Origin of the sequence: Sagittula stellata E-37 (genome assembly GCF_039724765.1) — a bacterium.
Lineage (GTDB): Bacteria > Pseudomonadota > Alphaproteobacteria > Rhodobacterales > Rhodobacteraceae > Sagittula > Sagittula stellata.
Window position 1 is genome coordinate 2,683,282 of sequence record NZ_CP155729.1, and the last position, 12,936, is coordinate 2,696,217.

A 12,936-nucleotide genomic window follows, 5' to 3' on the forward strand; every position below is an offset into this window, starting at 1 on the left:
GCCGGTCGCGGCACCGCCCCTTGGCAAGCGCCGCCGGTCAAGTTAAGTCCCGTCCCGGTCCACGTAACCCGAAACGGCAGGAGAAGGAAATGGCCACTCTGTTCCGCTGGCTCCTCCGTCTGACCACCGCGCTGCTGATCCTTGCGCTGGTCGGGATACTGCTGGCCCGCCATCTCGCCGTGCGGTCGTTGCCCGAGTACGACAAGACCCGCCCCACCGCCGGGATCACCGCCGACATCGAGATCGTGCGCGACAACAACGCCGTGCCGCACATCATGGCGCTGTCGGACCGGGACGCCTTTTTCGGGCTGGGCTACGTCCACGCTCAGGACCGCCTGTGGCAAATGATGCTATTGCGCCGCACCGCGCAGGGCCGCCTGTCCGAGATCTTCGGGGCGAAGACCGTGCGCACCGATACTCTGTTGCGCCGTCTCGACCTCTATCCGCTGTCCGTCGCCTCCGTCGCGCACCAGGACCCCCGCACGCTAGACGCGCTGGAGGCCTATGCCGCAGGTGTCAACGCTCGCATTTCCGAGATCAACGCCGAGGCGCTCGGGCGCGGCGCGCCGGAGTTCTTCCTGTTCGACTCCAGCCTGGCGCCCTGGCAGCCCGCCGACAGCATCGCCATCGTCAAGCTGATGGCCCTCCAGTTGACCGGTCACATCGGCGACGAGGTATTGCGCGCCCGCACCTCCCTGATGCTGGACGACGACACGCGGCTTTCCGACATCCTGCCCGACATTCCCGGAGAGGCGATCGCCGCCCTGCCGGAATACGCGGCGCTTTTTCCCGACAGCCCCCTGCCGCGTTACGCCGAAAGCACGCCGCCCGATCCGTTCCTGCCCGCCGTCCCGCCGCGCGGCCTTTCGGGAGCGTCGAACGCCTGGGCCGCGGCGCCGGAACGCTCCGCCGCGCGCGGCACGCTGCTGGCCAACGACCCGCATCTCGGGCTGACTGCACCCTCCATCTGGTATCTGGCGCGGATGCAGCTCCAGTCCGGCGGGGTCATCGGCGGCACCATACCCGGCATCCCCGCGATCATGGTCGGCCGGTCGGAACACATCGCCTTCGGTCTCACCTCGTCCTACCTCGACGACCAGGACCTGCACATCGAGAAGCTGAACCCCGACAACCCCGAAGAGGTCCTGACCCCCGAGGGCTACAAGCCGTTCCGCACGCGCAAGTCGATCGTCGACATCAAGGACGAGGCGCCGATCACCATCACCCTGCGCTTCACCGAAAACGGCCCCGTGCTGCCCGGGTCGCAATTCGACCTCGAAACCATCACGCCGCCGGGGCACGTCGTCTCGCTCAACTGGACCGCGCTCTCGGCCGAGGACACCTCGATCTCCGCCGCCGTGGGGCTGATGATGGCGCAGGACGTGTCCGAGGCGATCGAGGTCTCGCGCGCCTATGTCGCGCCCTCGCAGAACCTGACGGTGATCGACGACACGACCGTCGCGATGAAGCTCGTGGGCCAGATGCCCCGCCGCGACCCCAATCACCAGAGCAAGGGCCGGCTGCCCTCGCCCGGCTGGATCGCGGAGAACCGCTGGCAGGGCAACCTGCCCTATTCCCAGAACCCGGAATTCCTCGCCCCGCGCGGCGGCATCGTCGGCAACACCAACAACAAGATCGTCGACCGGCCCTTTCCCGAGCACGTTTCCTTCGAATGGGGCGACAGCCAGCGCATCCAGCGCTGGAAGACGCTGATGCAGGGCCGCAAGGTGCACACCCGCGACAGCTTCATCGAGGCGCAGCTCGACACCGTGTCGCCCGCCGCGCGCACCCTCCTGCCGCTCATCGGGCGCGACCTGTGGTACACCACGGAGGCCGCCCCCGAAGGCACGCCCGAACGCCGCCGCCAGCAGGCGCTGGCGCTGCTCGCCGAATGGAACGGCGAGATGAACGAACACATGCCCGAACCGCTGATCTACGCGGCGTGGCTGCGCGCCCTTCAGGAACGGCTGATCCGCGACAACCTCGGCCCGCTTGCCGACGAATACACCCATGTGGAACCGCTCTTCATCGAACGGGTCTTCCGCAACATCGACGGCGCCGCGTGGTGGTGCGACGTGATCCGCTCAGCCAAGATCGAAAGCTGTTCCGACATCGCGCGGCTGGCGCTCGACGACGCCCTTGTCTGGATCGACGAGACCTACGGCACCCAGCTCGAGGCGCTGCGCTGGGGCGACGCCCACGTGGCGATCCACCGGCACCCTGTGCTGGGCGACATCCCCATCGTGCGCACCTTCGTCAACATCCGGCAGAACACCTCGGGCGGCGACTTCACGCTGCTGCGCGGGCGCACCGCCGGCACCGGGTCGGAACCCTTCGCCAACGTCCACGCGGCGGGCTACCGTGGCGTCTACGACTTCGCCGATCCGGACAGCTCGGTCTTCATCATGTCGACGGGGCAGTCGGGCCACCCGCTGTCGCGGCACTACGACGACCTCGGACAGCTCTGGCGGCGCGGCGAATACATCCCCATGTCGCTGGACATCGACCTCGCCCGCGCGGCGGCCAGCGGCATCACCCGGCTCGTCAAGCCGTGATCTCCCCGGCGGAGGCGGAGCCAAGGGCCGCAGCCGCGCTCAGGGCCCTAGGGACAAGGGCCGGCCCCCAGCCGTTGCGCCCCGACGCCGCGCCGGGACAGGCTCAGCTCTTCCGCGCCGGCACGCTTCTGGTGAAGGTCTACAGCCCCGATGCCGCCGATCGCGCCCTGCGGCAGGCCACCCGCCAGCAGGCGCTGGCCGAGGCCATGGGCCAGGGCCGCCACCGCGTGCCACCGGTGCTGTCCTGCGCCGATGCCACCCTCGTGATGCCGTGGATCGACGGCGCCGACCTCGCCACGCTGCACGCGGCAGCGTCGGACACCTCGGACCCCGGCAACGATCCGGGCACGCTGGCCGGTCACTGGCTCGCCGCCTTCCACGGCCTCACCCGCCGCCGCTTCCCCTTCCGTCCGGCGGGGCACGTCAACTGGCTCGACCGTCTGATCCAGCAGGCGCAGGCCGGTGACAGGGCCATCCCCGACCTGCCCGCCTTCATCGACGCCGTGCGCCACACGCAGGCCATGGCCGGGGGCGCCCGCAAGCAGAAGGCCACCCGCGCCGTCACCCACCGCGACATGACGCTGTCGAACCTCCTGCACGACGGCCACGTGACCTGGGGCATCGACGTGGAGAACACGCGCGAAGACGAACCGCTGCGCGATCTCTTCACCCTCGCGCTCGACCTCTCCACGCTCCCCGGTCCGCACGGCCCCGACCCATTGGTCGCGGCCTACGCCGACACGCACACCGCGCCGCCGGTCCATGCTTTTCTGCAACGCTGTTTCTGCCACTGGGTCTGGGCCAACACGCCGTCCGTCCCCTCGCGCAGGCATGCCGCCCGGCTTGCGGTGGCACGCAGCCACCTCGACACCGGACAGCCGGTCTTCACCCAGTCGCCGGGGACCGGCGCGCCGTTCGCGTAGGGTGGGCGTTCCGGCCCGCAGGGCCGGGTTGGCCACCGTGCCTCAGCCACCTCCCAACCGCGCCCGATTGCCGCGTTAACCACGTTTTCCGAGCGTCGCGGGCCAAAGGTTACCAACCGGCCGGTTCGGCCCCCCGAAACGGCCGGTTCACCCCTTACAGGCCGGAAACCTTGCTGAAAAAACCGGAAATCGTTGTGGAGCTGCCGGGGCTGTCGCACAAGACCTGCCCGTTGCATCGCCCCCGCGCGGCGTCTTAACCCCGCCGCGCGCGCCGTTAAGGATGACAGGGTTAACGCCTAAAGCTGACCGAAACGCGCCCGGTCCCGCGCCGACCATGTCACCGTCAGCGCATAGCCGTCCTCGGTCTGGCGCTCGTCCTCCACCAACCCCTTTTCGAACAGCCACGCCCGCTTGCGCCCCTCGTCGAACGCAAGTGTCAGAGCCTCGGTCCGCCGCTCCTCGCCGAGCGCCTCCGTCACCGCGTCAAGGAAGCCGTCCAGCCCCTCTCCGGTCACGGCAGAGACCGCGAAGATACCCGCGTCCCGGTCCGCGCGGGCCTCAGTCGCGACTTTAACATCGCCCGACAACCTATCGATCTTGTTCCACAATTCGATCTGAGGCGTGCCCTCATCGACACCCAATCCGTCCAGGATCGTGCGCACGTCCTCTGCCTGCGCATCGGTCTCGGGATGGGAAATGTCGCGCACGTGCACGATGACGTCCGCTGCCAGCACCTCCTCCAGCGTGGCCCGGAAGGCCGCCACCAGTTCGGTCGGCAGGTCGCTGATGAATCCCACCGTGTCCGACAGGATCACATCCGCGCCAGTCGGCAGGCGCACCGCCCGCATGGTCGGGTCGAGCGTGGCGAAAAGCATGTCCTTCGCCATCACCTCCGCCCCGGTCAACCGATTGAAAAGTGTGGATTTTCCGGCGTTCGTATAACCAACGAGGGCAACGATCGGATAGGGCACCTTGGCCCGCGCCTTGCGGTGCAGTTCGCGGGTCTTGACCACCTTCTCAAGCTGCCTGCGCAACCGCACAAGCTGCTCGTCGATGGCGCGCCGGTCCGCCTCGATCTGCGTCTCGCCCGGACCGCCGACGAATCCCAATCCGCCGCGCTGGCGCTCAAGGTGGGTCCAGGCCCTGACCAGCCGCGTCCGCTGATAGCTGAGCGCCGCCATTTCCACCTGCAGCACACCTTCCCGCGTCGCCGCCCGGTCGCTGAAGATCTCAAGGATCAGCCCCGTCCGGTCCAGCAGCTTGACCTTCCACTCGCGTTCCAGGTTGCGTTGCTGAACCGGCGTCACCGGGCCGTCGACCAGCACCAGCTCCACCTCGTTTTCGAGGATCAACTCCTTGAGTTCGCTGATCTTTCCGGAACCGAACAACATGCCGGGATGCGGATCGCGCAACGGCACGACCGTTTCGCCCACAACCTCCAGGTCGGGGAGCGCGCGCGCCAGCGACACCGCCTCCTCCAGCGCCATTTCGGGATCGCGGCGCCGGTCCGGAGTACGGATGTTGGGATGCAGAACCCAGGCGCGGGTCACATGAGGGTCATGTTCCCTCAGTTGTCTTCCCCGTCGTACAGGTTGATCGGCTGACCCGGCATGATCGTGGAAATCGCGTGCTTGTACACAAGCTGAGACTGCCCGTCACGACGCAGCAGAACGCAGAAGTTGTCGAACCAGGTGATGACACCCTGCAATTTCACGCCGTTGATCAGGAACACCGTCACCGGCACCTTGGTCTTGCGTACGTGATTGAGGAATGCGTCCTGAAGGTTCTGTCTGTCGGAAGCCATTGGTTTGCCTTTGTTCTTGCCTTTGGCCCGTCCCTCGGGGCCGCCCACGTCTTCGGGAGTATGCGTTGCCACTTCCGGAGTTTCCAGACGCAATTTCAAGGTTTTTCGCACCCGCGGTGCCTCTGTGTCATCCACGCCAACTCTCCGGGCTAAGCATCACGATCACGGCCAGCAGCTCAAGCCGACCGAGCACCATCGCACCGCAAAGGATCACCTTTGCATGCCACGCATAGAGCCCGAGGTCTATGGGGATTGATGGCGCTACGTCAATCAAGGGTCCGGTGTTGGCCAGCGTGGCGATGGTCAGCACCGTCGCCTGCTCGAAGTTCAACCCGTAAAGCCCCAGTACCATTGTCAAAAGCGAAAGCGTCACTGCGAACAGCATGAAGAAGACCCAGGCGATGAACGCGCCCTCCCTCCGCATCCTACGGCCCAACAGCCCGGCACCGCCGACCGAGGAAGGATGCACCAGCCGCTCGATCTCGCGCTGGCCGTTGAGGTACAGCGCGTAGACCCGCAGCAGCTTTACCCCGCCCGCTGTCGTCGCCACGCCGCCGCCCAGCAACGCCAGCCCCATCAGGATTATCCCCGGCGTCGACAGGCCCGACCAATCCTGAGCCGTGGCCCACTCGGAGCTGAGAAAACCGTTTGTCGTCAAGAAGCTGGCGGCGGTGAACAGCCCGCCCCACAGCGCCTTGAGCCCGGCCAGTGCGTTCTGCTCGTCCCCGATGTCGAACGCTGCCGCCCAGTGGCGCGCGAACAAGACCAGGGGCACGACGATGATGATAAGAAGACCCAGCCGGAATTCGGCATCGTAGTAAAGGCCCCGCTCGTTGCGGGTGTCGGACGAAAACGTCTGCCGCGACAGGGCGAAGGCGAGGAACAGGAAAAGGATCGCCTCACCCCACATGCCGCTGGGCGCGTTTTCGACGCCTCCGACGGGCGAGATGCCCGAGGTCGACATGACCGACATGGCGTGTGTGAGGGCGACCAGCGGCGTGTCGCCCGCCACCAGCAGCATCACAGCCAACGCCAGTGTCAGCCCGACATACAGCGGCACCAGAGCCTCGGCGCTGCGCATCAGCCGGAACCCCGGGTTCGACGTCGTGCTGCGCGCCACGCCCGGCAGGATGGCCTGACCGGGCTCGCCCGCCGCCGTCACTTCGAACCCGCCAAGCGCCAGCGGTGCAAGAATGGCAGAGGCCGCCACCCACATGAGCATCCCCCCCAGCCAGCCGACCTGCGCGCGCCACAGGTGTTCCGGCCCCGACAGGCGCGCCGGGTCGAACAGCGTGGCTCCGGTGGTGGTGAAGCTCGAAACCATCTCGAAATAGGCGCTGTCGAAGGTGGTTGTGCGCACCGCTTCATAGAACGGCACGGCCATCATCAGCGGCAGAAGCAGGAAGCCGGCGGCCAGTGCAAGCAACTGACGCATCGCGCTTTTGTTGTGCTCGCGGTTGGCCATGGCGATGGCAATCAGCGTCGTCAGCACCAGCCCGATGATCCCGGCGTAGAAGAAGCTGCGCGAGTCGTGGAATTCCTCGATCGCCAGTGCATAGGCAGCGGGCAGAAACATCGAGACCGACGTCATGCCCATCAGCAGAAGGAACAGCGGCAGACGCAGGAGAACCGTCATGCGCCAGTCTCTGCCGGTCGCCGATCAGAGGGATGTGCCGCGCGGCGGGTCATGGGATCAGAAGAAGTCGATGGAGACCTGCAGAAGGCGTTCCACCTCCGGCACGTCGCCCGACAGGCTGAAGAGCACGATCTGGTCGCCGTCCTCGATCCGCAGGCCGCCCGTGGGCTTCACGACCTTGTCGCCTTTGCGGACCGCCCCCACAAGCACCCCTTCGGGGAAGTCGATGTCGCGGATCATCGCCCCGGCGATGGGCGAGGTCGACAGGACCTCGGCCTCGATCACCTCGGCCTCGGCATCGCCGATGGAATAGACCGTGCGCACCTTGCCATGGCGGATATGGCGCAGGATCGAGGACACAGTGGTGGAGCGCGGGTTGATGTAGGCGTCGATGCCGAGCGGTTCCATCAGCGGCACAAGCGTCGGGTCGTTGATCAGAACGATCACCATGGGGCAGCCGGCCGCCTTGGCGCGCACCGCAGCCAGCATGTTGACCTTGTCGTCGTCCGTCACGAACAGCGCGGCATCGGCGCGTTCCACACCGGCCTCGGACAGCAAGGCCCGGTCGAGCCCGTCGCCGTGCAGGACGATGGTACGTTCCAGTTCCTCGGCGGCGCGTTCGGCCTGCTTGCGGTCGCGTTCGATGACCTTGGCGCGGATGCGTTCGGTCTTTTTTTCAAGGCGCCTCGCCACCGCCAGTCCGACGTTGCCGCCGCCGACAATCACCACGCGCTCCTGCTTGCGGTAGGTCTTGCCGAAGATCTCCAGTGTCCGGCCGATGTCGTCGGCGTGCACCATCACATAAGCGCTGTCCCCGGCAAATAGCTGGTCGCCGCTTTCCGGCGCGAACAGTGTGCCCTCGCGCCGGACGCCGACCACGACCGCGCGCAGGGTCGAAAACAGGTCGGTCAACTGCCTGAGGGGTGTGTTGATAACGGGCGACTCCGGGTCGATGGACAACCCCATGAGCTGCGCCTGCCCGTCCAGGAATTTCTCCGTATCGAAGGCGACAGGCGCGGCAAGCCGTTGCAGCGCCGCCTCCGCCACCTCGCGCTCGGGCGAGATCACCACGTCGATGGGCATGTGGTCGCGCCGGTAAAGGTCGGAATAGATGGCGGTCAGGTAGCTTTCGGCCCGCAGCCGCGCGACCTTGCGCGGCACGGCAAAGACCGAATGCGCCACCTGACAGGTGACCATGTTGACTTCGTCCGAATGAGTCGCGGCGATAACCATGTCGGCGTCGCGGGCCCCCGCGCGATCCAGAACATCGGGATAGGAGGCGAAACCGGCAATGCCCTGCACGTCGAGCGAGTCGGTGGCGCGGCGCACGAGATCGGGGTTGCTGTCCACAACGGTCACATCGTTGCGCTCACCGGACAGGTGTCGCGCGATCTGCCAACCGACCTGGCCCGCCCCACAGATGATGACCTTCATGGCCCGCCCTCACAGGTTTTCAACCGGCATGACACGCGCAAGACACCTCGTCAACGTCTTGGGCGCGTGGCGCGGCACCCCATCCTGTACATCCTCATCGGTGCGGAAACGCCGCACAAGGGGTCACCGTCCTTCGGCGACCCGGGCCTTCCATTCACGTTTCCAGGCGAACACCTCCTCACGCGAATCCCAGTGGTAGCGCGGGTCTTCCAACGTCTTGCTCCACCACAGCCGGCCCAAGCCCTGCCGCCAGGGATCCAGGACGATACCCTGCTCAAAGCTTGCGCCCTTGGCCGACACGATCAGCACCGAATGCTCCAGCGAGACATTGCGCGAATTCGCGATGGCGCGGTGCAGGTCGATGGTCTTCAGGTCCAGCCGCCACATGGCGCGTTGCAGGTCGTCCGCCCAGTCCTTGCACAAACCACGCGGCTTCAGCCCGTGGTTTACCTTCATGTTGTGGATCAGCGGAGGATCGACGACGCCCCATTCCTTAGCCCAGACCAGCGGTTCCCTGACCGCGACCTCGGCCACCCGTTCTGCCTCGGCGGGGTCGATGCCGGGGCCGAGGGCCAGGATGTCCCGCTTCAGGGAAGCGATCTTGGCGGCTTCCGCCGATTGCGTCGCGGCAAAATTCATTGCCTCCGCGGGCACACGCTGGTCGGCGGGCATGCCACAGCCTGCCAGCCCCATGCTCAGCAGGCACAGGCCCGCAACCACTGTCCGTTTCATCACTGCCTCGTCTGCCTTTTTCGCGCGCCGCTCAGGACGCTTCCGACATGCGGTCCTCGTCCACCCGGGCCACCCGCCCGCCGGACTTGGCCGACGTCACCACACCGAGAGACTTCAGCTTCCGGTGCAGCGCCGACCGCTCCATACCGACAAACGACGCCGTGCGCGAGATGTTCCCGCCGAACCGGTTGATCTGGGTCAGCAAGTATTCGCGTTCGAAGGCTTCGCGCGCCTCGCGCAGCGGCAGCGTCGCCAGCGTGCCCGACAGGACCACGCGCCCCTCGCCATCCTCGCCCGGAACGCTTTCCTGCGGCAGTTCGCGCGCCTCGATGGGGCCGTGACCGTCACCGAGAATAAGCACACGTTCAACCAGGTTCTTGAGCTGGCGCACATTGCCGGGCCACGTCATGGTCTGCATCAGCGCGATGGCGTCTTCGGTCAGTTCCCGCATCGGCAGGCCCTGCGAGAGGTTGCAGCCCTCGATGAAATGCCGCGCCAGAACCGGGATATCCTCGCGACGTTCCGCCAGCGAAGGTACGGCGATCGGCACAACGTTGAGGCGGTGATACAGTTCTTCGCGGAACCGTCCGAGGGTTATTTCCTCCTGCAGGTCGCGGTTGGTAGAAGAGATCACGCGCAAATCCACGCGCACCTTGTCGTTGCCGCCGACACGCTGGAACTGCTGGTCAACCAGCACGCGCAGGATCTTGGACTGTGTGCCGACGGGCATGTCCGCGACCTCGTCGAAATAGACGACGCCACCATGAGCCTGTTCCAGCAAACCAGGTTCGATCCCGCGCTTGGCGCTTTCGCGACCAAACAGCATGGCCTCCATCATCTCCGGTTCGACACCCGCGCAATTCACCGTGACGAAGGGCGCCTGCGCGCGGTTGGAATTGGCGTGGATGTAGCGCGCGGCCACTTCCTTGCCGCAGCCTGCGGGGCCGGTCAGCATCACGCGGCCGTTGGATTTCGTCACCTTTTCAAGCTGCGAAACCAGCGTGCGGAACGACGCGCTTTCACCGATCATCTCTGCCTGCCGGACTTCGCCGCGCTTCAGCTGCTGGTTCTCGCGCCTGAGCATCGAGGCCTCCATCGCGCGCCGGATCACCACCAGAAGCTGGTCGATGTTGAACGGCTTCTCGATGAAGTCGTAGGCCCCCTGCTTGATCGCCGCCACGGCGATCTCGATGTTGCCATGGCCTGAAATGATGACCACGGGGATATCGGGGTTGTCGCGCTTGACGGTCTTGAGAATGTCGATCCCGTCCATCTTGCTGTCCTTCAACCAGATGTCGAGGATCAGGAGCGCGGGCGGTTCCGAATTGATTTCCGCCATGGCATCGTTCGAGTTTCCGGCCAGCCGGGTGGTGTATCCCTCGTCTTCGAGGATGTCGCCGATCAGCTCGCGGATGTCACGCTCGTCGTCGACAATCAGAATGTCGCTCATGCCGTCTTCTCCATGTTTTCGTTATTGAATTCCGGTTGCGGCTGCTCGGCCGCGGGTCTCAGCGGCAGCCGGACGACTGCCATCGCGCCACGGTGCCCGCCGTCTGTAAACGACGGAGCATCGTCGAGATGCAGGGTGCCGCCATGTTCCTCGATGATCTTCTTGACGATGGGCAGGCCAAGGCCCGTGCCTTCGTTGCGGGTGGTGACATAGGGTTCGAACAGGCGCGCCCGGTCCTCCGGCAAACCGACCCCGTTGTCCATGATGCGGATCACCGCGTCGTTGCCATCCACCTCGCCCTCGATGCGGATCTCCGGCTTGTATCCATCGGGGGCGCCTTTCTGGACAAGGCTTTCGGTGGCCTCGCCCGCGTTCTTGATCAGGTTGGTGAAGGCCTGCCCGATCATGCCCGCGTCAAGCTCGGACGGCATCGTCTGTTTCGGCAGAGCGGTGCGGAAGGTCACGTTCGGTTGGCCGCTGTCCTGCAACAGAATGGCCCCACGCAGAAGATCGCCCAGATCCTCCGGGCGGCGCTCCGGTTCCGGCATGCGGGCGAACTTGGAGAACTCGTCGACGATTCTCCGCAATCCATCCGTCTGCCGGACGATCACGCCGGTCATCTCTTCCAGTTTCTCGGCGTCGGCCTCGTCCAGCTGGCGCGCGAACTTCCGCTTGATCCGTTCCGCCGACAGCTGGATCGGCGTGAGCGGGTTCTTGATTTCATGCGCAATCCGCCGCGCCACATCGCCCCAGGCCGCCATGCGCTGCGCACTGACAAGGTCGGTCACATCGTCAAAGGCGACCACGTATCCTTCGAGCGACTCGTCCGACCGGCGGCGTGTGGACAGGCGCACCAACAGATGTTCCAGCCGCCCTTCGCGGATGACCTTGACCTCTTGCTGCACGACCTCGCGGCCTTCGTTGCGCAGCCGATCGAACACCTCGCCGAACTCAGGCACGGCCACCATGATCGGATCGGCGCGGTGGGTTTCATGCCAGCCCAACAGACGTTCCGCAGAGCGGTTCACAAAGGCCACGGTCCCGTCGGGGTCGAGCCCGACCACACCGGACGTAACAGAGGTCAGCACGGAATCGAACAGCCGCTGACGCCGCTCGATCTGGCGGGTGTTCTCCAGCAAGGTCTCGCGCTGCGCCTTCAACTGGCGGGTCATCTGGTTGAACAGACGTCCGAGCATGGAGATCTCGTCGTCCGTCTCTTCCTCGATCACCTGCACGTCGAGGTCGCCCTTGCCGACCTGCTGCGCCGCCCCGGCCAGGCGTCCGACCGGACGCGACAGCCGTTCCGCGAACCAGAGCCCCGCCCAGGTCGCGGCGAGGATCAGAAGCACCGCAAAGCCGAGATAGAGTACGGCAAAGTCGAACAGCCGCCTGCCCCGCTCGCTTTCCTGTTGCTGATAGAAACGCGCAGTTTCCTGCGTCTCGTCCAAAAGGTTCAGGATCGCGCCGTCGACCTCACGACTGACATAGAGGTAACGGTCCACGAAGGCTTCGAGCGGCACCAGCGCGCGCAACTCGTTGTTGTCGTAGTCCGGGATGATCGCGACGCCGGCTTCTTCCGCTTCGGCGAAATCGGAGACCAGCGGCTTCTCGTAGTCGAAGAGATATGAGCGTTCGCCGCGCGCCCGGATCTCTCCTGTTCCGTCGATCACATAGGCTTCGCGAAGGCCACGTTGAATTCGTCCCTGCCCCTGGCCAAGCAGCCGGCGCAGCGCCCCATCGTCGATCATGAAGGCCGCACGGCGGCTGGAATCGAGGAAGTCGGCCAGCGCCTCCGCGTCCTGGACAAGACCTTCGCGGCTTTGTTCGTCGTAGGCTTCAGCCGCTGCCCGCGATGCGCTGACCACGTTCTGCACACGGGTGGAGAACCACGTTTCCAGACCGATGTTGATCGTCAGTACCGCAAAGACGGCAACCGTGATCGTCGGCAACAGCGCCATCAAGACGAAGGCGGTCGTCAGCCGCAGGTGCAGCCGCGATCCCGCCGATTGCGCCCGCCGCGCCGACACCATCCTGCTGACCCGCATCAAAACGAGCGCCGCCAGAAGAAGGACGTAAACCAGGTCGGCCAGCAGCACGATGCGCAGGCTGGACGTCGACGATCCCTGATCCAGCGGGCCGAGCACGAGGAACGTGGACAACGCGAGGACCGGCCCAAGCGCCACGAGCAGGAAGGCCATCAGGTTCGAAAACCATCGACGCCGCCTGAGCCGAACGAGCAGCGCCCATGTCGGCGATCGGAACGTGATACGTGCCCGCGTGGCCACAGCCAAACCTCGTCAATGTAGCGCAGCCCGCCTCATTATTGAGGTCATCACAACGCAAACCGCCATATCTGGTGACCTTCTCACCCCATGACGCCGCGTTAACGCGGATCATGGCGG

The 12,936-nt window shown here is 65.7% G+C and carries 9 protein-coding genes; 2 read left to right on the forward strand and 7 right to left on the reverse strand.

What is annotated here, in order from left to right:
- Positions 1–89: 89 nt before the first annotated feature.
- Both ABFK29_RS12710 and ABFK29_RS12715 read left to right on the forward strand, forming a co-directional pair.
- A complete protein-coding gene (locus tag ABFK29_RS12710) occupies positions 90–2,555 on the forward strand; it encodes a penicillin acylase family protein (RefSeq protein WP_005860896.1) in 2,466 nt (821 codons plus the stop codon).
- A 74-nt stretch (positions 2,556–2,629) separates the two neighbouring features.
- Complete coding sequence (locus tag ABFK29_RS12715) at positions 2,630–3,478, forward strand: phosphotransferase (RefSeq protein WP_005860897.1); 849 nt, start codon at positions 2,630–2,632, stop codon at positions 3,476–3,478.
- A gap of 296 nt (positions 3,479–3,774) precedes the next feature.
- Here the strand turns inward: ABFK29_RS12715 and hflX are convergent, their stop codons facing one another.
- The 7 genes from hflX to ABFK29_RS12750 form a co-directional block, all read right to left on the reverse strand.
- The gene (gene hflX, locus ABFK29_RS12720) at positions 3,775–5,028 is read right to left on the reverse strand and encodes a GTPase HflX (protein WP_198135733.1); all 1,254 of its coding nucleotides are present in this window, start codon (positions 5,026–5,028) and stop codon (positions 3,775–3,777) included.
- A gap of 17 nt (positions 5,029–5,045) precedes the next feature.
- Positions 5,046–5,282: an RNA chaperone Hfq gene (gene hfq, locus ABFK29_RS12725; protein WP_005860899.1), complete on the reverse strand. Its 237-nt coding sequence runs from the start codon at positions 5,280–5,282 to the stop codon at positions 5,046–5,048.
- Positions 5,283–5,409: 127 nt separating this feature from the next.
- Positions 5,410–6,918 (reverse strand): TrkH family potassium uptake protein, encoded by a 1,509-nt coding sequence (locus ABFK29_RS12730; RefSeq protein ID WP_005860900.1) that lies wholly within the window; start codon positions 6,916–6,918, stop codon positions 5,410–5,412.
- Positions 6,919–6,975: 57 nt separating this feature from the next.
- The gene (trkA, locus tag ABFK29_RS12735) at positions 6,976–8,352 is read right to left on the reverse strand and encodes a Trk system potassium transporter TrkA (RefSeq protein ID WP_005860901.1); all 1,377 of its coding nucleotides are present in this window, start codon (positions 8,350–8,352) and stop codon (positions 6,976–6,978) included.
- 123 nt (positions 8,353–8,475) lie between these two features.
- The gene (locus ABFK29_RS12740) at positions 8,476–9,084 is read right to left on the reverse strand and encodes a hypothetical protein (protein ID WP_005860902.1); all 609 of its coding nucleotides are present in this window, start codon (positions 9,082–9,084) and stop codon (positions 8,476–8,478) included.
- Positions 9,085–9,115: 31 nt separating this feature from the next.
- Complete coding sequence (locus ABFK29_RS12745; protein WP_005860903.1) at positions 9,116–10,534, reverse strand: sigma-54-dependent transcriptional regulator; 1,419 nt, start codon at positions 10,532–10,534, stop codon at positions 9,116–9,118.
- Positions 10,531–12,732: a sensor histidine kinase NtrY-like gene (locus tag ABFK29_RS12750; protein ID WP_005860904.1), complete on the reverse strand. Its 2,202-nt coding sequence runs from the start codon at positions 12,730–12,732 to the stop codon at positions 10,531–10,533. The genes ABFK29_RS12745 and ABFK29_RS12750 overlap by 4 nt, the downstream gene beginning before the upstream one ends.
- Positions 12,733–12,936 lie beyond the last annotated feature (204 nt).